Origin of the sequence: Robbsia andropogonis (assembly GCF_034047095.1) — a bacterium.
GTDB lineage: Bacteria > Pseudomonadota > Gammaproteobacteria > Burkholderiales > Burkholderiaceae > Robbsia > Robbsia andropogonis.
On the sequence record NZ_CP139164.1, the window covers coordinates 561034 to 583267 of the forward strand.

18 protein-coding genes and 1 pseudogene are annotated in these 22234 nt (G+C 58.2%); 6 read left to right on the forward strand and 13 right to left on the reverse strand.

Going from position 1 to position 22234, the window contains the following annotated elements:
• The first annotated feature begins 37 nt into the window (after positions 1 to 37).
• From SJQ66_RS02390 to sctC, 3 genes are all read left to right on the forward strand, one after another.
• Positions 38 to 619 (forward strand): type 4 pilus major pilin, encoded by a 582-nt coding sequence (locus SJQ66_RS02390; protein ID WP_244141713.1) that lies wholly within the window; start codon positions 38 to 40, stop codon positions 617 to 619.
• Between the two features lie 21 nt (positions 620 to 640).
• Positions 641 to 2740, forward strand: a complete 2100-nt coding sequence (gene pilM / locus SJQ66_RS02395; RefSeq protein WP_024905044.1) for a type IV pilus biogenesis protein PilM — start codon at positions 641 to 643, stop codon at positions 2738 to 2740.
• Positions 2741 to 2946: 206 nt separating this feature from the next.
• Entirely contained in the window at positions 2947 to 4740 is a 1794-nt protein-coding gene (sctC, locus tag SJQ66_RS02400; RefSeq protein ID WP_407691448.1) for a type III secretion system outer membrane ring subunit SctC, read from the forward strand.
• A gap of 162 nt (positions 4741 to 4902) precedes the next feature.
• Here sctC and SJQ66_RS02405 read toward each other — a convergent pair whose 3' ends face one another.
• From SJQ66_RS02405 to SJQ66_RS02415, 3 genes are all read right to left on the reverse strand, one after another.
• Positions 4903 to 5229, reverse strand: a complete 327-nt coding sequence (locus tag SJQ66_RS02405) for a hypothetical protein (protein WP_024905047.1) — start codon at positions 5227 to 5229, stop codon at positions 4903 to 4905.
• A 604-nt stretch (positions 5230 to 5833) separates the two neighbouring features.
• On the reverse strand, positions 5834 to 6145 hold the full coding sequence (locus SJQ66_RS02410) for an H-NS histone family protein (protein ID WP_024905048.1): 312 nt from the start codon (positions 6143 to 6145) through the stop codon (positions 5834 to 5836).
• A gap of 609 nt (positions 6146 to 6754) precedes the next feature.
• Positions 6755 to 7810 (reverse strand): LLM class flavin-dependent oxidoreductase, encoded by a 1056-nt coding sequence (locus SJQ66_RS02415; RefSeq protein ID WP_024905049.1) that lies wholly within the window; start codon positions 7808 to 7810, stop codon positions 6755 to 6757.
• Between the two features lie 624 nt (positions 7811 to 8434).
• On the opposite strand from SJQ66_RS02415, the gene SJQ66_RS02420 reads away from it, so the two are divergent.
• The 3 genes and pseudogenes from SJQ66_RS02420 to SJQ66_RS02430 all read left to right on the forward strand — a co-directional run bounded on the left by SJQ66_RS02420 (position 8435) and on the right by SJQ66_RS02430 (position 12530).
• A complete protein-coding gene (locus SJQ66_RS02420; RefSeq protein WP_052738355.1) occupies positions 8435 to 9772 on the forward strand; it encodes a sensor histidine kinase in 1338 nt (445 codons plus the stop codon).
• Positions 9773 to 9959: 187 nt separating this feature from the next.
• A pseudogene (locus SJQ66_RS02425) lies at positions 9960 to 10703 on the forward strand (response regulator transcription factor); the annotation flags it as partial.
• A 168-nt stretch (positions 10704 to 10871) separates the two neighbouring features.
• Complete coding sequence (locus SJQ66_RS02430) at positions 10872 to 12530, forward strand: hypothetical protein (RefSeq protein ID WP_253464839.1); 1659 nt, start codon at positions 10872 to 10874, stop codon at positions 12528 to 12530.
• Positions 12531 to 12553: 23 nt separating this feature from the next.
• Here SJQ66_RS02430 and SJQ66_RS02435 read toward each other — a convergent pair whose 3' ends face one another.
• The 10 genes from SJQ66_RS02435 to sctV all read right to left on the reverse strand — a co-directional run bounded on the left by SJQ66_RS02435 (position 12554) and on the right by sctV (position 22221).
• Positions 12554 to 13009, reverse strand: coding sequence for a CesT family type III secretion system chaperone (locus tag SJQ66_RS02435; protein WP_024905054.1), 456 nt, complete (start codon positions 13007 to 13009; stop codon positions 12554 to 12556).
• A gap of 168 nt (positions 13010 to 13177) precedes the next feature.
• Complete coding sequence (locus SJQ66_RS02440) at positions 13178 to 13360, reverse strand: hypothetical protein (protein WP_024905055.1); 183 nt, start codon at positions 13358 to 13360, stop codon at positions 13178 to 13180.
• Between the two features lie 182 nt (positions 13361 to 13542).
• Positions 13543 to 13803, reverse strand: coding sequence for a hypothetical protein (locus SJQ66_RS02445; protein WP_024905056.1), 261 nt, complete (start codon positions 13801 to 13803; stop codon positions 13543 to 13545).
• A 90-nt stretch (positions 13804 to 13893) separates the two neighbouring features.
• The gene (locus tag SJQ66_RS02450) at positions 13894 to 15144 is read right to left on the reverse strand and encodes a hypothetical protein (protein ID WP_320533565.1); all 1251 of its coding nucleotides are present in this window, start codon (positions 15142 to 15144) and stop codon (positions 13894 to 13896) included.
• 140 nt (positions 15145 to 15284) lie between these two features.
• Positions 15285 to 16499 carry a hypothetical protein gene (locus tag SJQ66_RS02455; RefSeq protein ID WP_046153314.1) on the reverse strand — a complete coding sequence of 405 codons (1215 nt, stop codon included), beginning with the start codon at positions 16497 to 16499 and terminating at the stop codon, positions 15285 to 15287.
• Complete coding sequence (sctS, locus tag SJQ66_RS02460; protein WP_024905060.1) at positions 16496 to 16759, reverse strand: type III secretion system export apparatus subunit SctS; 264 nt, start codon at positions 16757 to 16759, stop codon at positions 16496 to 16498. The genes SJQ66_RS02455 and sctS overlap by 4 nt, the downstream gene beginning before the upstream one ends.
• 37 nt (positions 16760 to 16796) lie before the next feature.
• A complete protein-coding gene (gene sctR / locus SJQ66_RS02465) occupies positions 16797 to 17450 on the reverse strand; it encodes a type III secretion system export apparatus subunit SctR (protein WP_024905061.1) in 654 nt (217 codons plus the stop codon).
• A complete protein-coding gene (gene sctQ, locus SJQ66_RS02470; RefSeq protein ID WP_320533566.1) occupies positions 17434 to 19149 on the reverse strand; it encodes a type III secretion system cytoplasmic ring protein SctQ in 1716 nt (571 codons plus the stop codon). The genes sctR and sctQ overlap by 17 nt, the downstream gene beginning before the upstream one ends.
• Before the next feature lie 90 nt (positions 19150 to 19239).
• Positions 19240 to 20097, reverse strand: coding sequence for a type III secretion system protein SctP (sctP, locus tag SJQ66_RS02475; RefSeq protein WP_253464835.1), 858 nt, complete (start codon positions 20095 to 20097; stop codon positions 19240 to 19242).
• 72 nt (positions 20098 to 20169) lie between these two features.
• Entirely contained in the window at positions 20170 to 22221 is a 2052-nt protein-coding gene (gene sctV / locus SJQ66_RS02480; protein ID WP_320533567.1) for a type III secretion system export apparatus subunit SctV, read from the reverse strand.
• Positions 22222 to 22234: the final 13 nt, after the last annotated feature.

Consider the following 22234-nt stretch of genomic DNA (forward strand, 5'->3'; position numbering starts at 1 on the left):
CGCCCACGCAGTGGGTCTTTCAAGCATATAGAGGTTGATGATGAGCGAACATATCCAGAAAACCTTGTTGAACCGAGTAATGCAGCACCGGGCGAGTTATCGTGTACGCCAGCGCGGCGCGTCGCTGCTGGAAGCGGTCGCGTATCTCGGGGTGGCGGCCATTGTCGTGATCGGAGCGATTGCATTGTTGCGCAGCTCATTCAGCAGCGCGAGCGCCAATGGTCTGAGCGAGCAGGTGAATGCGATTCAGTCAGGTGTCAAGAAACTCTACATGGGTCAGGGAGCCGGTTACAGCGGCATCAGTATCGGTGTCCTCGCCAGCGCGGGGGGATTGCCTTCGACGTTGACCACCACCACGTCCGGTACCGATTCATCGGCCACGACGGTCTCCAATGCGTGGGGTGGCACGGTGGAATTGACCGCTGCATCTTCAAACAATGGCTTCAATATCATTTACACACAGGTTCCGCAGGATGTCTGCATCAACGCGTTGACATCAGGCGGGAGTTGGTCGTCCATCACGGTCAATTCCGAGACGATAAGTACATTTCCGGTATCGCCGTCGGTCGCTGCATCCGACTGCACGACCGAGAATTCGATTACGTGGGTTTCCATCTGACCGCACACGTCCGTCCATCCTATGCTCGCACTCTGGATTCTGGTTGCCTTGCTGACGATAGGCGGCGCTTATGCACTGGTGGATCAGCGTGACATGGCAGTGCCGCCGCAAATGAACGAGCAAACGCTTGCGGGCAGCATGGCGGCCTATCGCGCCGCAGTGGTTGCGTTCGCACGCACTCAGACTGCTTTTTCAGGATCGGCGACCGACGCACAATTGCAAGCCGTCACGCCTGGCGCGACGGCGGATGACCGATGGCAGAACTATATTGCGCCAAACAATGGCGACGCCAATGGTAGTGTTGTCGTGATCTACACGACGAAGACCGATGCCGCCCCCGCCATTGCCGGAATCGAACGCTTGTCATCCGGTTCCGCGTTGGCGGGTGTTGCCGCATCGGGTCATATCGTCTCGCCTGGCAATCCCGCTATTGCGTTGCCCACCGCGATTGCCGCCGTGGTCCCCGACGGCACACCTGTATGGATGGCGCAAGCTTACGGTGTGACTGCACTGTCGAGCGTGCGCACGCGCACGCCTACATCTGGTTTCGCGCTGGTGGAATTGCTGGCGGCACTGGCTATTCTCGGGCTTTTGCTGGCAGGGGTGGCGTCGATGATCAATACATCGCTGCAAGACGCAAAAGGCCAGCAGACGGCGTCTTATCAGGCCGCCCTGGCGACTGCCGCGGCGAAGGTCGTTGCAAACAACGCATCGGCATTGCTGGACAGTGCCACCGCGACGACACCGGTCGTCATCGGCCTGACCACGGCGACAAATCCCAGCTACGCGCTGTCGACCTATCTTCCCGACGGCATCGGTACACGTAATGCCTACGGGCAAACGCCTTGCCTACTGGTCTATGCGAACGCGGCGCATACGATGCTGCAGGGATTGCTCGTGACCGAAGGGGGGGTGTCGATATCGGACGATGCGCTCGGTTATATCGCCGGCAACGCCGGGCAGGGAGGGGGCTCTATTCCTGCGACGAACAACGCGTCGGGGGCCGCGTTGGGTGCGTTCGGAACTTGGAGCGTCGCGACACCGAACCCGTCCGGCAAGTCCTGTTCTGGAACGGTGACCGGCGTGGGACATTTGGTCAACGAGGTGACCACGAACGCTACGAATGCGCAGGACGCCGACTTTCTGTATCGCGTTGCCGTGCCAGGCGATCCTACGGCTAATGCGATGCAAGTGCCGTTGATCCTGGCAAAGGAAACGCTGGGCGCGGCGTGCACGGCCGCGACCGGTGCGATTGCAGCGGACGATCAGAATCACGTATTGTCCTGCGTTGCCGGAACATGGCAACCGGTCCCGTTGCTGCATTGGCGTGATCCTGTCGTCAATGCTACGGACCTCTCCGCGATGACGAATCCACAGACCGGTGACGTGGCAATGACAACGGCCACCGGTCGTGCCTACACGTTCAACGGTGCATCCTGGCAAGCACTTGCGGTTGATGAAAACGGTGTTCTGGCGTTGGGCAATCAGGAAACGGTCGGTGCCGCGTGCGCCGCCACGCAAGCCAGTACCACGCCCGTATCCACCGATGCCAAGGGCCGCGTCCTATCTTGCCAAAATGGCACGTGGCAGACGCAAAGCGAGGTGTTGCCGGCGTTGAACGTCGTGGGGTGCGAGACAATCATGTCGAGTCCAGGCGCGACGGATTACACTTGCACCACGGTGCCGAATGCCTGGACGATAAACACGACCAATAACACTTATACGACCATACATACGGAAACCGTCACGCTGAACAAGGCCGGCATGATATCGGCAAGTTCATGGGCGCACATGAATGACGGTGTCTGTGAAGGCAATGGCGTGATGGGTACTGGACATAATGCGCAAGAAAGTCAGTCGCTCGACGTGTTCGACAGTTCGGGTAACACACTGTCGCATACCGAGTCGATGGGGCCGACCTTAAAGGACGACTCCGGCGGTATCAACAACACGCTGAATACCGCGCAAAATGCCGGCACCTACACGGTTCAGGTCACGACGAACTGGGCGACGTATGCGGGCATCACGACCCCCTGGACGAGCAGCTATTGCGATACGGCGGGCAATCCCATTTCCAATTCTCCGCTCGTCGCAGGCTGGAGCGTGAATACGTATTACTGAAGCAGGCGTATATCGGCGCATTTGACTGCACCCCTGGTGACTGCGGGTGCGCGTGCATGGCTTCGTATGAAGCCTGCGTCTGGCGAACCGCGGTTGCGATATCGGAAGCAACCCCACCTCAGTCTTTCGCTTGCGTTGACCGGATTTCGCCGGACCGCAATGATGCATCTCGGAACTCTTCTCCTTGGCTCAACGACCATTCCGTGATGCATACCATGAAATCACTTGTCACCTTGTTGCTCTGTGCCGTAGCACTGTTCGCCATGAGCGTTGCGCCTGTCGATGCCGCGCAAGTGCAATGGCGGTCGGCGCAGATCGATTACACCGCCGATGCGAAGGACGTCAAAGACGTATTGCATGACTTTGCGGCCAGTCAGGGCATTCCGGCAAATATTTCGCAAAGCGTCTCCGGCAATGTGACCGGCAAATTCCAGATGTCCCCGCAACGCTTTCTCGATACCCTTGCATCGACATTTGGCTTCGTCTGGTACTACGACGGGCAGGTGCTCGACGTCGTGACACCTGATGCGATGAAGAGCCAACTGATTCGTCTCGACCATGCGAGCGCCGAGGACTTGCGCGAAACACTTCGCGAGATGCACGTCAGTGATCCGCGCTTCAGCATCACCTATGACAGCGCGCAGGGCGCTGCCATTGTCAGCGGCCCTCCGAATTACGTGAAGCTGGTATCCGACATCGCCGAGCGCCTGGATTCCAATACCGAGCATCGCGCCGGCACGGTGGTCAAGGTTTTTCCGTTGTATCACGCCTGGGCGATGGACCGCACCACGGACGCCGATGGTACGACGATCAATCTGCCAGGTGTGGCAACGGTGCTGAACAGCATGTATCACCCGAATGAGAACAACGCGGGTGCGTCTTCGGCGAATAAAGCGGCAACGAGTATGACGAACGTCAAGAAAGTATCGCCGATGAATAATATCAATGGCTATCCCGGCGGTCAGGGGAGCAATAGTGTCGCGCCGCCTATTCCGTCCAGCGTGCAGGGCCAGATGGCTGGATTCGGCAATTCGCAACCGGGCCTTCTGGCAGGGCTGAGCGGGCAGGCATCACCGCAATTACAAAGTGCTTCGAGCAGCGGCGACAATCAGCAAGGCGGGGGGCGGCAGAAGGACCAGTCGTTGCCGGTGATCGTTGCCGACCAACGGACCAATTCGGTGCTTATACGCGATACGCCGGACCGCATGGACCAGTATCCGGCATTGATAGAAAGGCTGGATATAAAGCCCCAGTTGGTCGAAATCCAGGCACAGATCTTTGAGGTGGATGATTCGGTCATCGATCAATTGGGCATCAATTGGACGGCGCATAATGGCCATGTCGACCTCCAGACTGGTAATGGCCTGACCGCACAGAACACCTACAATGGCACGTTGTCGCAGAATTTCGGGACGACGACGCTGGCGGGAGGCGCCACCGCGGCGGCGGCGCCTGCGGGCGCGGCATTGACAACCGTGATTGGCGGCGCGGGCCGCTACCTGATGGCAAACGTGGCCGCATTGGCGGAGACGAACAAAGCGAAAATCGATGCGAGCCCGAAGGTGGCCACGCTGAACGACATCGAAGCCGACATGGCAAACCAGACGCAATTCTTTGTGAGGGTGTCGGGCTACACATCGGCGGACCTTTACAGCGTCTCTACGGGGGTCTCGCTACGAGTGCTGCCGATGGTGGTCGATGAGGATGGCAAGCGACAGATCAAGCTCGATGTGTCGATACAGGATGGGCAACTGAGCGGGCAGACTGTCGACAACATACCCGTGATCACAAGCAGCAATATCAATACATCCGCGTTTATCAATGAAGGCGAGGCGCTGTTGGTCGCCGGCTATAAGGTGGACAAGATGACACGTGATCGTACGGAAGTGCCGGGCTTGTCGAAGATTCCTGTGATTGGTGGCCTGTTCCGCTATCACGACAACGAAGACAGCCATATGGAGCGGCTCTTCCTGCTGACGCCGAAGGTCATCGATCTGTAACGCATTGCTGCCAGAAATCGCTACGCGGGAAAGCCGTTTCGTGATTGACCAGGTTCGCCGTGCCTGCTACCCCAAGCCACCGCATACAGCGTCCGCTGGCGTGCAGTAACGCAAGCCAGTGGGCCGTGGCGCTACAAGGTGTTCCGACTTCCCGAAAAGTCATCATGGCAACGTGCTGTTGATACAGTTCTTATAGGCGAGATCGTGCACTTGTTGTGCCGTGCCGGCGTACTGCCGTTTGGTGTAGTACATCCCGATGGCTTCTCCACCAAACAAATCGACGACTGACTTTGCGAGGCGGTCCTTTGTTGCTTTCTCACGTGCGTAGGCGACCGTTTCCGCCTGCGGCTTGCCCGCATCGCGCATTGCTGACAGCGTAACAAGAAAGTCGGCGAAATACAGGCAATCTCCAGGCTTGTTTTTCGCGTAGATCGGTGTCGAAAACGTGATTGCCGCCGCGGCGAGCAACATGATGGACAGTTTGAACATCGTATCGGCTTGCGCTAACGAAAGAGGTAGCCTGCGCTGCTTCCTCTCCGCGAAAGCGGTGTCCGGCAGCAATGTGTTGGTCGGCGAGGCGCCCGGAACAAAGACGGGTGAGGGGGTAGCATCAATGTGTAAGCTAAGGTGCGGCATTATGGCGAGCATCGAGTGGCGTGAGGCCATATTTTATACCGTGTCTCGCGTCTGCCTTTCGCAAATAAGTAATCTGCAGTATTACCAGGTTCGTTAGCACAAGCCTAATCTCGCCCGGTATCGATGTGATGCGACGGAAATGGGACTGGTGCTGTATTGTTAAAATAGTTATAAATTTGAAAACAGATTGCAGTTTATGATGAAAATCCGTATTCAAATAGTTGACGATTTTCGCGATCCCCGACTGCTGATGCCGGTGATATTTTGACAAGGTGAGTCTACGACAATTGGGCAGGCACGTCTGATTCGCGTGGTAAAATTGCCGCACACGTACCCTGTCTATTCTAGAGTCATATTCTCGTAATACGAAATACGACACACCCACAGATATTCAGATTTTCCCGATAATCCCATCTATTGGGAAATCGGGCCGGGGATCCATTGCGACAATCAGCAATCAGATTGCGAATGCTTCGCGGTCCTTGCCTACAATCCACTTCGGTGGTTTGCCACGGCCAGACCACGTCGTGCCGCTTTCCGGATCGCGGTAACGCGGTGCCACGGGTTGGCGATTTGCACTGCGCGCGGGGCGACCAACTTTCGGTCCTAGACCCACTTCATTGGCTTTGAGGTCGTATAACGCGATCAGCTTGCGGCATTCCGTCACTGCGTCGTGGCGTGCAACCGTGCGTTGCGTCTCGATTTCCTTATCCAGCGCTGCTCGTTGTTCCAAAAGCGCGGCCAGATCTAATTTCTTATCAGCTTTCATTTTTTAAGTTTGGCTTGAGAGTTACAAATATGCGAGAAGCATCCCGATCCAGGCGACAAGCACCAATCGCGCGTTACCGCATATTATCCGGCCAGGTAGTAGAAGATTTTTCTCTTCCAACGTGGACGGTAATTTGGCAATAGCGTATCGATGACAGGGCAAGTTACTTGCGAAATAGATCCATCGCTTGTCACCCAAGGCGAAAGATGCGCCGATATTCGAATAAAGTAAAGCATTAAATAGAAACACAAGAATTACCGTAGTTTATACATTGTTATGACATTTGGGGCAAAGAGGTATGCAAGCGCTATTCACGAGCTTGCGACATCAAGAGGAATTTTAGATGATTGTTACAAAACTTGAACAGAATCTAACCTTATCTATCGATTTACTCCGATTGTCGCTTAATCAAACGCGCGTGACACCTTGGCGCGTTAGCGCCCGTATGCAGGTGCTATCAGCGCATCGGAGGTCCGAGCCTTCTGAAGGCTGGGACAAAACCGGAGTAATTCTTAATTTTTAGTGCGAGGTAAGAACGTTCCGCATTCCCGTCTGAATGAAGAAGTAATACCCACGCGGCACGCGGGTCCTTGTATCGCTCCTGTCAACTCAAATGAGATGCGTCGTGGGTACGGCGCGCGCGGCGTCTTGTTGCAGCACCGGCATGACATCGTGTGCAAATCGCCGCATCGATGCCAGGACACGCGGGTGCGAGAGATCGCCGAACCAGAAGCTGGCGCTGAAATAATCGCAGCCTAGCCCTTCCCTGATGCGCCGCAACTGATGGATACATTCATCGGTGTTGCCGATGATTAGATGATCGTCGCGTAATTGCGCATCGGACGGCTCACCCGGAATTGCTTCAACAGGCACATGACCATCGACGACGCCTCCCTGGCAGAAGCGCATGCGCCATGTCGCGCGTCCGTTCCAGCGCGCCTGTGCAATGGCGTCGGCGGCATCCGCTTCGTTTTCGGCGACATACACCGGTCTCTGAGTTCCGATACGTAGGCCCACCAGACGTGGTGCGAGGTCCGGATAGGCCAACCTTGGATTGGTCAGACGCGAGATAGGCTCCAGTACACCGGTAAACATATTCGCTCCATGCGCAACAGCCCTTTCGATACTCTGCCGTTTGCTGGAATTCACGACCATCCAGACCGGCATCGTTCGCTGCATCGGTTGTGGCACGAGATGGGTTGGCGGTGTCGTGAAATGATTGCCCGCAAATGAAAAGGATGGGCGGCGAAGCGCCGTAAGCAATAGTTCCTGGGCTTCCTCATCGCGCTGTACATTAGTCGTTCGGTTGATCTGGAAGCGCTCATATTGATAACGCTGGTACCCCATCCCGATACCCAGTTCGGCGCGTCCACGGCTCAGTACATCCAGGGTCGCGATTTCTTCCGCTATGGTCAAAGGATGGTGAAGCGGCACGGGAACGATCGCCGGACCCAGGCGGATACGATGCGTGCGCGCAGCGATATGGGCAAGAAGCAGTAATGGCCGCGACGAATGGGAGTAATTGGTGAAGTGATGCTCGGCAAGCCAAAAGTGACTGAAGCCCAATGCCTCCGCGCTGCACGCCATATCCATTGCACGGGCGTATGACTCGCCGGCAGGTCGGGGAGAGGCGGCAGGCATCGTCAGAAAAAGACCGAATTGCATGGTGAATTCCTATCGGGGAGCGATGATCGATGCCGTATTAACGGACATTGCATCTGCTCCTCACTTACGCGATCCGAAGCCGCGACGTCAAATCCGAATTGCAACATTACGAGAAGCTGTCAATCATGGCTGTGGTCGCGCCGAAGTCTTTCATGATCTTGAATCATCGACAAAATCAATGCCATGCATATTTAGCACGATCGTGCGAATCATGTTACAGAACCGACTTTTTGTTTCATTGAAATATCATAAATAAGACTCATTATCGTTTCTGCAGAGTGATTGTTGCAGTCAGTAAAACACTCGTTTCGGCGTTGTATGGAGAAAATTACCGATACAGGTGAAATGCGTGTCAATAAGCTGATGATCGTGTAATGTCCCTACAATTGAAATAGGCCACGTTCGTTGTATGATCCATTGCGTACGATCCGCACGCGGTAAGCTTTAGCGAGGTTTTGTGTCATGAAACAGCCTAGGAATTATTTGCTTTGTGCATGTGCGGCAAGGGTTAGTTAAGAGGTGGATCTGACTTGTTAAAGGGTAGATCGGCCAACCGGGAATCAACCGTTAAAACGTTGAGGGCTTGGTGAAAGGATCAGTGATTGCAATGCGCGAAGCCGAATCATGATCGGCAAGCCGCTGGCAAGCGGAATGCGCGATGACGTCCTGGCAGCGGTCTTGGAGAGCCAGCCCTGGGGCACGCTCGTACTGGACCGCGCGCGGTGCTGTGTCTACGCCAGCGCCGGTGCGCTGCGTTTGCTGCAACAAGATGCACCGTCCGGGCTGTCCATCGACACTTTGCTACCAACACTGGCCGAAGCGATTCGCCGTCAAATAAATGCCCGTGAAGTTGGCGCCGACAGTCACTTTTACGCCGCGAACTCCCCGCGTGACCGGGCTGGCGATGCAGTGCAAGCCGAGGCGTTGCAGGATCGGTCATACCGCCAATCCATCGGGGAGGTGCTTGCACGTGGACTCGAGGTGCCGGTTGGCGCGCAGTGGCTATGGGTACGTGAAGCGCCATTGCGTATGCATGGTGCAGCGCCATCTTATGATGCGGGATTGACGACGATGAGTCTTGTCGATGCGACTGATATGCGACGCGCGTTAGATGAGCGGATGGCATCGTTGCGTTTCATGTCGCACGATTTGCGTTCGCCACAGAACGCCATACTTGCGCTGACGCAATTGCATGACCAAGATCGTCAGGCGTTTGACGAATGTGGCGGGTTGCAGCGGATCGGCGAACTTGCCCGTTTCGCGCTATCGCTTGGTGATGATTTTGTCTTCGACTGTGTTGCCAGCGGCTGGCAGCATCGGGATGCCGCCCGTTTCGATTTGTGCGCGTTGCTGAAGACGTTGGTGCCGCAGTGGAACGTGGCTGCCGTGTATCGCGGCGTGTCCCTGCGCGTGTGGCTGGCGGACGGGCACGCTGCCTGGATGCACGGTGTGAAAGTGTTCGTTTCACGGGCTTTGCAAAATCTCGTCGACAACGCGATCCAGGCCTCGCCCCGGAATGCGGTGGTGGCGCTCTCGGTCAGCACGCGCGAGAACACTGTGGTGGTCACGATTCAAGACGAGGCCGGGGGTTTGCCAGGCCTGGCCGCCTGTCGGGACGTACCGATGACGGATTTCGAGTCGATGGCGGGGCATACGCGCACGGGACAAGGCCTGGGTCTGCGACTCAGTGAAAAGGTGGTCCGGATGCATGGCGGCAAGCTATGCGCGCGTCCGGTATGGGACGACGATACCCGGCCGAGCGCGGATGTGGACGTGGTGATGCGGAGCGGGAGTGGCCGATGCGTTGGTACGGTCTTCGAAGTAATGCTGCCGGCGTTGGCGGTCGGGCGCATGGCCCGCTCCCGAATGGCCGCGGCACAGGTTGGAACGCAGGGGAGCGGGGCGGGGCCGCGGGCACGTATCAGCGGGCTTGAGGCCCGCGATGCGCGTCGCGGTAGCTGAAGCCTGCGGATCGGATATCGATGATATACACATAACGAAGCGCGGCCGTTCAGCGGACGCCATCAGACCAGCGAGGCTGCACGGACGGTTCCGACGGTTTCGCATAGCGGGAGCCACCGTGTATCGGCGGAGCGACGCTTGCACGCGTCGGGAAGCGCGCGCCGGTCGCAAGTAGACAACCGAGCCCATGGCTCAGAATCGATTGACGGATATGATGCGCAAGTCGACACGGATTTTATTGGTTGAAGATGATCTGGTGCAGCGCTCGCTATTGACTTCCTGGCTAAAAGGCGAGGGCTACCAAGTGGAGGCGTTTGAAAATGGGCTGGATGCTCGCGCGCACCTTTCGGATCACTGGGCGGACCTGATCATTCTGGATTGGGACATTCCAGGTATCCCCGGCGACAAGCTGCTGGCCTGGATTCGTGGCCGGTCGAGGTCGATGGTGCCGGTAATCTTCCAAACGGTGCATTCGTCGGAGCACGACATCGCTCGCATCCTGGACACGGGTGCCGACGATTTTCTGGTCAAGCCGTTTGACAAGCTTGTTCTGCTGGCTCGTATTCGCGCGTTGCTGCGACGTTTCACCAATCAAAGCACCGAAGGACGGCGGATGATCGTTGGTGACTATTCGCTCGACAAAAGCAACTTGACGATCTCCGGATGCGGGCACACCCATACGCTCGGGACGAAGGAGTTCGAGCTGCTGTGGTATCTGGCACAGCATCAGGGAACAGCCGTGCAACGCCAGGACATCCACTCGGTGGTATGGGGCTGGGATGGCGGCGCGCAGAGCCGGTCAGTCGATATGTACGTCAGCCGTTTGCGAGCGGCGTTGAAGCAGATAGGCGTCGACTGGACGATCCAGTCGGTCTATGCCAAGGGATATCGCCTGCATCTCCCCGAGCGACCTTTCTCAGCCGACGCGGCGGGCGGCGCGGGCGGTGATGGCGGCATAAAGGACCTCTCGGCAATGGATCGAAGGCCTGACGGCGACGAACCTGCACGGCGGAAGTCCCTGGACACCACGCTCGCGGGACGTAATCATCGCAATGCGCAATGGACGGACATGGCCACGCCTGTCCCAACGTATTGATCCGTGCGGGCTTGGAATATTGCCCTGCTGAGCGTGGCGTTCGTATCCGCATGGGTGGTGCCTTCCTTTGGTGACGAAACCGGCGCACGGTTGCCACATCGATCTCCGGCGTGGCAGGTCTCGCGGTTTCGCTATACCGCGGCGCATACCCCGCTACATGAAATGCTCGACGTCCTGTCGGCACTGACGCATGTGGTCATCGATCAGGACGCGGGCTTGCGCGGTTTCGTCGATGGCCGATTCGACATGCCGCCGCAACGCTTCCTCGACTGGTTGACGGACCATTACGGTCTTGCCTGGTATGACGATGGCGCTGTGCTGCATATTGGCGCACGTGCCAACGATCACCCATTGCTGGTGCGACTCAACTATGGCAATGTCGGCGATGTACGCGCACTGTTGCGTCGTGCCGGGCGTCTTGATGCGCGTTATCCATTTTCAGATGGGCCGATCGATGCGCGCGCCGTTGCGACGAGGGTGATACAAGCGGACAGGATGCCGGACGACAGACTGCTTCGCATCACGGGACCTGCCGCCTATCAAGCCCTGGTGCTGAATGCGGCGCGCTTGGTGGAGCAGGCCGCGCAGCTGCGTGCGATCGACCGGACAGGGGCAGGCGCCGCGATGCCGCCGCTGGCGGTCCGCGCCATTACGCTACGCTATCGGTCCGCGGCCGATCGCATGATCATGGTTGATGGTCATCGCACGACGATCGATGGTGTCGCCAGTCAAGCACGGCGGGTGTTGATTCCTTTTGACGCGGCCCGGCAGGGTGTGATCGAATTCTCCCCGGCGTTGCCGGCATTGGCAGCCGATCCGCAAACCAATACGGTGCTGATCCGAGACCGCGCGGACAAGCTCGACGTGGATCAGGCTGTCGTCCAGACTTTCGATCGCCCCGGTGGAACAGTAACCATCGATGTCGTATCTGTGCGGGTTGCCGATGACGACATGGTGTCCATGTTGCATGCGTTGATGCGATCCGGCGATGAAAAGGACGGTACGTCGGAGGCCACAGCGCTCGCCAAAAATGACGGCGACGATATGGCCGCTGTGGCCCATCCGTCGAGCGCGTTGCGCGATGAGGCGCATGCATCTAACGATGACGTACCACACCCGCCCGATGCGGTGCTGCCGGGAATCGCCGATCCGGCGGCCGGCGCGCAGAGCAGGCATTGGCTGATTCGTGCGGACGATCAGCGCCGTGCGTTGCGCGCGCGGATCGCTATGCTGGTGGCGCGGCGCCACGCATCGATCCAGCTCGACGATGTGATGATTGCCTCGGATGGTGTCATGACGGCGCTGGAACGCATAATGCCGGCGTCAACGTCAACGTCAACGTCAACGTCAACGTCAACGTCAACGTCAACGTCAACGCGTGGCAATGGCCAATCGCTGGCACCTCCGATTGATACGGTGTCACTGCGCGTGGTTTCCACCGCTCCCCCGAGTGCGAATGCCTCCGTGGTGCAGTCTGTGATGGCTCGGCGCACGACTGACGTAACGGCGTCGGCTGCGCGATTGGCGATCGAATTACGAGCCGGTAATGTCATTCATGTCATCCGCTGCGTCGTGCCTGAGAAACAGACTCTGGTGCTGTTGGACCCGGCGGGCGAAGGTTACATGCGCGTTACGTTGCTGAGGCCGCAACGGCAAGGTTAGCGCCGGCTCTCCGCATCGGTTTGTCATGCCCGCAACCATGTGTAGTCGCCGTTGATCAGGCCGGTAAACATTTCGTCGCTCGATTCGATGATGTTGGATCGCCAATAACGGCCGTGCTCCGCATAGTGCGTGAACAAATCAGCGACAACCGTGCCATCGACATCATCGCTCAACGGCAGACGTAGTATTAGCACAATGCTGCCGGTATCGGTATCCAGTCCCAGTTGTGCCTGGTCCTGTGCGTAGATCAGAAGATTTGCTTCCAGCAACAGCCGGAACACGAGCAGGGTACGGCCCGCTGTGACGGTGCCGTAGTGAAAGTTCACATACATTGCTTCCGGGTCGTTCTCGAAATGATCGAGGCGAACGTCAAAACCCTCCACTGTCAACGTGCGCGTTTCCAGCACGTAGTCGGGATCGGGAAGATCGACGACGGCGCAGACGTCTTTGACCACGTCGGCAAATAGTTCGATGCTCATGTAGACCTCGCCGATCGGGCTAGTCGCGTCCCGACACGCCGAATTCAAAAATGGGAAACCGCGGCGGTGATGCGCCGGGTCTTGGCCCGGAGCCTCCCCGCCTGGTTTCCCGGCAAGGGCGAGACCGCGAGGCGCCAGGCAAGCCAAGCACCCCACGAGCAGCCTGTATCAGCCCTTTTTGGACATGTCCTCCGTGTCCGACGCGCCGGTTTTTGCGACATTCAATACGGAATCCAGCATCGACATCTCGATCTGTGCATTGGCCGCGGCCATCATGGTCGGAATCATTGTCGACAGTTCGCTGGAGATACCGGCGGTTGCACCTGCTGCGGATGAGGAACCGAATGACATAGTGATGCTCCTTGAAAGTGAAGAAGTAAAAGCGAACGATATGGCATGCCCTATTTCAGGGGTCATGACGCAGTCATCTCGTTCTGGTCTACACCGGCTTTTTTGCCGATGTCTTGTTTGCGCGTTACCGCGCGAATGCATCTACATCATGCGTAACGTTGCCCGAGGCGCGGTACAGGCCGTCAGTGCATCGGGGTGTCGCCGTACGCCAGGTCGGCCATCCGTTCCACCATGCGCTGCGCCGCCACCATGCCGCGGTACAGCGTTTGCATGTCCGCGCGCTCGCTTTCGTTGCGGGCCTCGTGGGTCTTGTCGCTTATCCGCTGCGCAGTGGCCGCGAATGCGGCACGGATGGTGCTCACTCGTTGATGTGCATCAATCGATGTCAAAACGCTGGGCAGTTGCTTCAGTTCATGGCGTACGGCTTCGATCTCTTCGTACATGCTTTGCTCCGTTGTTTGGGTGGACAGCGTTGATGGCGATGTCCGGGGTCGGGGAACGTATTGTCAGTAGCGCGGTGTTTGTCGTACGGGTCAGTCAATGCGTGATCGCGCTGGAATGAACGACTCCCGCAGCGATGGATTGGGGGTCTCAAGTTCGTTCGACGCGGTGAACAGGTGCTTTACGCCGTCTTCTGTCTGCACGTATCGTGTGTCGCCTATGACAATCATCTCGGAATACACATTGAGGCCGGTGGTCGGGGGCAACTCGCCGACGTCCACGTCGATCCGCGTCACGTTTGCGTCCAGGTCCGCCTGTACGCGGTTCAGGTCGTCACGGAATTTCGAGATGGACGGCACCTTGCCGGTAATAGCAAACGCACCGTTGCCGATATAGCCAACCCGCAAACTGTCCGTTGCCAACGACTCCGAGAGGTTGGCGATATCGGTTTGCGCCACGTCGTACTGCCGGGCGATATCGGCGCCGGGGAACTGTTTGAAGACGTTGCGTGCGGTGATGTCATCGCCCGCCGTGCTAACCATCCCTTCCACAATCACGGCTTTTTCCCCGTGCGCCCGCACGTGCAGGTCTGCCAGGCGGGCTGCAAGCAGGGCACTCTGCACGCGTTGCGCCAGTGGCGTGCCGGTATCAGCGGAAGCAGGCGGCCGATGAAGCGTCTCGTACAGTAACGTAGTCAACACCACAATGACTGCGGCACCCATGGCGCCGGTGCAGACGTTGCGCAACCAGTGCTGCGCGCGCGTGGGTGGTTGCAACCAGGCGGTGCCGCCTGCATGGTTTTGGTCATCGTTGTGCGCGGACGTGGACCCTAATTGTTCGTCCGGCGCGTCGTCATCGTTCGCACTGTATTTGTTCGTATACATGCCGGCCAGCAATTGGATATCGGGTGGCCAGGGTTGATCTTCGTCACCGAAACACAAGGCGGTGTTTCCGAATGGGAAAGGGACAAAGTCCGGGATCAAAATGACGGACGGATCGAACGCATCGGCGTCATTGGCAACGGTGTCTTCATGAATTGCATTGTCGGAATATTCGTCTTCGCCATATCCCCTGCCGTGCCTGCGCGCGTTGGCCAACGCGCCGTACGTGTCATCGGCGTGCGGTGCCGCGGCTTCGTGATGTGCATCGAGCGCAGCAGGGCGGTTGTCAATCCGCTTGGCGCTGATGACACCATCGTCGCGCAACGAAATCAGCACTTCGTCGTCGTCCCAATCCGTGATGCAGATATCGGTATCGTCCGATCTGCCGACGCGATATGATCCTGGCGTCAGTCGCGCCTGGATGCCCGCGTGGGTGCCGGTCAGAATGCGAAGGATCTTCATGCCGATCTTCCAATTTGGTTAAGACTACGAATTTAAAATGACTGTGCTTTGACGAAGGCAGTGTACGGCGTCGATATCGTGTTCCAAGACCTTGATGCGAAGCAATTACATTGTTCACGAAGTAGCCTTTGACCGTCTCGTCATTCCCGCTGCTTTTCATCTCCATGCAAGCGAGCGGAGACCCGTTCGGGCGTTTGCCGCGATGCCACGCCGCTCATCGTGTTGCTGACCTGGCGCAACGACCGTTGCAGCAATGACGGTGGCAATGCGCGGCCGCCACTGAATAAAAGCAACGGTAACAGCGCATGGTATGTTGCACATCCGGGCGCCGCGGCAGCACTGGCCCCTTCAAGCGGAGAGGGCGCATTGACGGTGAATGTTGCAGCAGCCGGTCGCGTGTCGCCAGGCTGTCCGTGCCACGTCGATGGTGATACTGGCCTGGTGATTGGCTTGCTTGCCGATCTTTGTTGCAAGTCGCGATAGACATCGGCAATTCCGTTTTCGTAAAACGCACCCTGGCTGCCCAGCCGCAGCCGCGCTTGCAATGCGTCCCGGGTCAGCGCCAACGCCGGTAGGGTAGTCCGTGCGGCTGCATTGCCTCGTGCTTGCTCGCCGAGTAGGCGATGTTGATCGACCCACGCGGCGCGCATTCGGCCTTTCAGTTCGAGCGGACGATCGGACCATTGCGCGGCAACCGACTGCATGATTGAACTGGACGGCAATATGGGTGCGGCGGAGGAGCCCTGCCTGAATACGGCTGTCCCGCTATGCGGCAGCCGGTTATCGGCGGACGAAAGCGGGGAAGGCCTAGAAAACGGTAAAACGCGACTGTTGTCGTCCTGCTTGCGCCCGCCTTGACGATCATCTCCGGCGTTGGAGCCTTGGTGTGATCCCTTGCCCGACTGTTGTCCGCGACCTTGGCCTTGACGGTCGTCGTGCGCACCGTTTCTGGATTGTTTTCCACCTTGCCGATTGCCGTGAGATGGCGATCCGTTTCGCGACTGCCCGCCATAGCCGGAGATCGGACGGACACGACCGCGGCGGGGGCCCTGGCGGACGCCGTGGCCGTCGTCGTCGGGTCCGTTCCCGTGTCCACCGCCCTTGCCTTGCCCTTGATTGCCATTGACACGTCGGGGTACGACGCCGGCTGCCGCCATTCGTTGCATGATTTCACCATGCCGCGCGGCACGCGGCTCCGGGTCATGGTCGACATGGGAAAATACGACATGCCGGTAACTTCGGGCTTTCGTGCGATGTGCGCGTCGGCGACGTGCCTGGTGCGCTGATTCTTCGGTGAGCCCTGCCACCCGCTCCACAGGCTGATGGGTCGGGTGTCCGGTGCGATCGATACTCATGATGGGATGGCCACGGTAACCAGTTGCTGCGCGAAGCGCAAAATCGATGCACCGCCCCACGCCGCCGTCATGGCTACGGTGGCACATACTGCGATCAGCTTCACGCTATGCGAGATCGTCTGGTCCTGCAGCGATGTGATTGCTTGCAGGAATGACACCAGTAAGCCGGACACCGCCGATACGATGATGACGGGAAGCGTCACGTAGAGGCAGAGCAACATACCCTGCATCGTCAGGCTAATCAAAGCATCGGTATTCATCTCGTATTCCGGTAAGAGGCCGTGTCGGATAGCATTGCTATACGCGATACGTCATGATGAGTCCGTGTATCAACTCGGACCAGCCGCTCATTGCCACGAAGAGCAGTAATTTGAACGGGATCGCGACGTTGGTCGGCTGTATCTGGTTCAGGCCCATCGCCAGCAGAACGTTCGCGACGATCAGGTCGACGACGATGAAGGCGATGTACAAAAGAAAGCCAATCTTGAACGCATCGGTCATCTCTGTCAGCGTAAAGGCCGGGGCCAGCACGATCAAGTCGTCTTCGCGTAGCTGCGACGCCATGGCGGCAGGCCAGACCACTTTGGCTGAACGCAGAAAGAAGCGTTTCTCGCGTTCCTTGGCATGCTTTTGCAGAAATGTACGAAAGGGCTCGCGCGCGGCGCCGAACGCCTGGATCATCATCTGCGAAGGCTCGTTGGATACCTGCTCGTGCTGCAGCGTATCGAATGCGCTCATGCCGACGGGTGCCATGATGTAGATGGATACCAGAATGGCAATGCCGTTGAGCACCATGTTCGGGGGCACTTGCTGCACGCCCATCGCGTTGCGAAGCAGTCCGAGCACGACGACGATTTTGGCGTACGACGTGACGACCATGGCGATGAAGGGGATCATGCTGATCGCGAGAACCGCGATCAGCATCCCGGTAAAGTCACTGAACTGGATCATGGCCGTTTGCGATATCGAGAACGCGTACGCCGAGATGTTCGCCAATGGTCACCAGTTCGCCGGTGCCGATCACCTGGCCATATGACACCATTCGGACGCGGGCATCGGCCAAGGTCGTGGGTAACTCCAGCACGTAACCGCTGCGCAACGCCGACAGTTGGACCAGCGGCAACGTGACGGTCTCGATTTCGAAGCGGATTGGAAGATCGAGGTCGTCGAGAGACTTCGTGGCATGCTCTTGCCGGACCGCATCTTGCTCCTGTGCGCCGTCCTCGCATGTCGGCTCGTCTGTCATATCGCGGTCTTCTAATGGGTCTTTCCAGTCGCCGTCGCCCGCTTCGTCGAGATTGTTCAGACGAGCCAGGTCATCGGCGCGGCTGGCCTGGTAAGCATTGGAACCCTTGTGGCCAAGGGTTTCGTCACGTTCCGTTACGTCGCGGGAGGAAGGATGCGAAGGCATGAAGGGGTCCTGGTTGAGTGTGATACGGGTGCCGGACAGCAAGATGGGGGTTACCCACTGGCGCGCGCCAGGGACGCCCCATTCGATACGTGCGGCAATATCGCGATGCGGGGTTGCGTGTTTCGCGTCGACAGCGGTGTCGTCATTCCGCCATTGCGTCGATTGCGCGCGAAACCATGGTGTCAGCGATTGCTGTACCGCACGAAGAACAATGTCGCCGGGACGCAGGGCATTCAGCTGGCGCACGGATAGGGTGCGCGCACCCAGTACGAGATAGCCGGGAATGCGCAGCGCACTGATCACACCGCCAAACGGGATGCGCTGTTGCGAGAACCGGTGTTCGAGGCGTTCGAGCCAGCGCGACGGGATATGATCGATCACGCCTTTGTGATGATGATCGTCGAGCGTGAAATGAAGGTGTAGACGCGCAAGGTTTTGTCGGTCCACGGTGGTGGCGCTGGTGCCGTGCCGGATATCGTTGACAATGAGGTCCTCGAGTCCCAATTGTCCGAATGCATCAAGCAGCGGGGCCAGTATCATAGCCGTTACCGTATGGCGTAGCGCGTCCGGCATACCGATAAAGGACGCCGTGGACGTGCCTGTCTGCCAATGTTGCTCCGGTGTCACGTCATGCCTGGATGCAGGCGGCATGGTCGGCTGAGCGATGGTGGCTGCGCTGGCCAATGCTGGATAAAGATGCGGATCAACGCCGATGCGGGCCGTCCCGCGCTCGTGTTGCAGCGCTATCCACACCCACGATGGCGCTTGCGTCCCTGAGCGCGGTGATCCCGCTGTGCCGTTCGTGTCCGCTGCGTTGGCATTGCTGCCATTCAAGACGAGGCGCCATTGCGAGATGCCGAAGTCCTGTGCCAACGTAGCCGGAACACGCGCGTCACAAAGCAGGCGGCTTAGTCGCGCGCTGTTGGGCGTGAAGCGCGGTAATTGATGGGCGCTGTCACGTAACGGACGCCATGTGCAGACCGTACCGCTGGCGATATCGATCGTGCGACCTTGTCCGGGGCCTTCTGCATCGGGCCGATGCACGCCTGTCAGCCATTGGCCTTCGGTACACGATTCGGTCGCTGCGTTGCCACGATGCTTGGCGAGGGTATTCGTGGGACGGTTCGCGGTGCGGTTGGCCAGTCCGATTGAGCTTGTCAACGGTGCGGGGAGAGTCGCGCCGCCGGAGAGGGCGAGCGGCAAGCCCTTAGGCTTGACGTAGCGTGGCATCGAAGTCATCGCTTTGGTGTGTCCCAACGTTAATGTGGTTGGCTTTGGCGTGCTTGCCATGATTAGCAATTGCCGCGAGATCGCAAACTGGAAGACGCGTCAGGTGATATCGATCTGGACGTCACGTGGCGTGGCGAGTTGGTTCAGCAAAGCAACCAATCGGTTTCGCAGCAAGTGTTTGTGCAGCAAGAGTATCTTTTGGGTCATCTGATCCGATACCTTGAAGCGAAGCATCAAATCAAAATGCGAAAGCGTCAGACGCAAGGCGCAATCCGGCAGCAACGTGGCGGCAAGCTGGATATCGATGGTCCAGTTACCATTGGCGATGATCGCTTCGTCACAGCAGAAGTCGGCGAGCCGGTCTGCAAGGAAGTGCATCAGTCGCGCAACTTGCGCTTGCTGTCGCGCCAGTTGCGCGAGGAACGGCGCGGACAAGCCAGAAAGCCTCTGCTCACGCGCCAATGTAGCCAACCGCAGTGTTTCCGGGCCACCTGCGTGAACCAGGGTATCGAAGTCTCCGGCGTAAGCATAATCGGGATCGCTTGCAAGCTTATTTTCGAGATGACATACGCTATCTGGCACATGATCTTCCGCTGGATTCGCTGCTGTGTCTTGCTGCCTCGATGCGTCGTGCTGCATGTCTCGAGGATCGGCCTTTGTCCCCGACGCGTTGACGTCTGCCAGCCCGCCGGACGATGCATCGCATTTTCCCAGTAGGCGCGCGGCCCGTTCATTGCGTTCACGTGCGACACGAAGCAACCTTTCATAATCGATGCCTGCGCGGCGCAGTTGGGGCGATACGCTATTCGCGGGCGCGTCGCGCCGACCCCGCCCCAATGCGACGTCGACAGCACCGTCACGCGCAATGGACAATGCATCCGCGCCATAAACTGAAGGACCACTGTTGGTGGCCACGTCTGACGGCGGCACGATGCGTGGACGAATGGGTTGGCTCACGCCTGCCTTCCAAGGTGGAGATATGCGCTGCGTCGCATCACGAACGTATGCGACGGTCTAAAAAAAGGCGAATCAAAGGGTGACGCGCCCCAGTGGACGCAATTCAACATGTTCGCCCAGCTCTTGATAAGAGAAGACCGGTAGCCACGCGATCCGGCTTTCAATCATCCGGCGCACATACCGGCGTATATCCATCGATGTCACCAATGCGATGTCATCGCGCGGCATGCTGCCCGCATAGGCGGTGATGCGCTCACATAAGGACTGGATTTGATCCGGTTGCAAGGCGAGGAAGTTGCCCGTCGGCGTTTGCTTGATCGACTGCCGGATATGCTGTTCGACATCGTTTCCGAACAGGACCGCGTCGAGCGTCGCGTTACCCCGGGCCGCCCGGTAGGCGACGTAACGGGACAGGTCGCCTCGCACGTATTCCGCAAGCATCAGCATATCTTTTTCTTTCGGACCCCATATAACAAGGCTTTCCATGATGCTGCGCGCGTTGCGGATAGACATCGACTCTTCGAGCAAGCGGCGCAGCACATCGGCGATCCTCTGAAGCGGCAAGGCTTTCTGCACTTCAGCCACCAACCCGGGGTAATCCGCCCCGAGTTGATCCAGGACCCACTGCGTTTCCTGAATGCCGACAAACAGGTGTGCACGAGCACGCAGTTGTGCGATTGTCTCGTTGGCAATGATTTCTTCGGACCGCCATACGGTGATTGTTGATGGCAATTGCCGTTCTTCGGCCCAATAGCCTTGCGACAATCCGCCCGCAGCCGGTCCCGGTTCGCAGGCGGCGGCTAATTGCGGGTCTGTCGCGGCGCCGGGGACCAACACCTTGCCGGCCGGGAGGGTTACCCGTGATGCTGGTACGTCGTGAATCAGGATTTCGTACGTATCGGCGGGCAAGTCTGCACCGGGCCACATCAGGATGCCGGGAAAGGGCAAGCCCAATAATTCCTGTAACTGCTGGCGTTGCGCATCGAATGCGTCGTTCAACAAGCTGGGCGACAGTCTGCCGATCAGGTCAGGAGACAATCGCACACCTAGCGCACTCGTGAATTGCGGCGCCTGTTTGAGAATGGATGGCGTATCCGCTTTTGCACCTGCTCGTTGCAACGCCGTGACCGACTCGCCGCGGGCGGGCTGCTTCCCGCCCTCTTTGTTCTTTAACTTATAGCCGCTAAACGCCAATACACTAGCCAGCAACAGGAACAAGGGCCAGGGGAAGCCCGGGACTGCGGCAAAGCCGCATAGCATGACCGCGGAGAAATAGAGCGCACGGGCATTGCCGGCGACTTGCATCAAGATTTCGTTGCCGAGGGAGCTGCCGCCATCCTGGCTTTCATCGGAGACACGGGTGATCATCACGCCCGCCGCGACGGAAATAAGCAAGGACGGAATTTGCGACACCATCGCGTCACCGATGGACAGGATGGAGAAGCGGTTTGCCGCCTCCCCCGCCGTCATGGCGTGATAGGCGACCCCAACGGCGATCCCGGCGACCATGTTGACGAGTGTAATGATCAGGCCTGCGATTGCATCACCCTTGACGAACTTCATGGCGCCGTCCATGCCGCCATAGAGCTGGCTCTCCACGGCAAGGCGCGCGCGTTTGCGGCGTGCTTCGTCCGCGGTCAGGATATTCGCGCGTAGATCGGCATCGATGCTCATTTGCTTTCCTGGCAGCGCGTCCAATGTGAAGCGGGCGCCTACCTCGGCAACCCGTTCCGACCCCTTAGCGATGACGATGAACTGCACCGTGGTGATGATCAGGAATACCACCAGTCCCACTACCAGATTGCCGCCGACGACGAGTTCCCCAAAGCTTTCGATGATCGTGCCCGCATCGGCATGCAGCAGGATCGATTTCGTTGAGGCGATGTTTAGCGAAAGCCGATAAAGCGTGGTGAATAACAGTATCGAAGGAAACGACGACAGCAGGGTGATCTGCGGGATATACAGTGTCACCATTAATAGCGTGACGCTGACGCATATATTGATCGACAGCAAGACGTCGATGGCGTCAGGCGGCAGCGGCAGAATCATTAAACAGATGATCGCGATCAACAGAAGCGCTACGCCTATTTCACCGCCACCCGGCAGTTTCAATGTCTTGAACATGCAAAGACTCCAA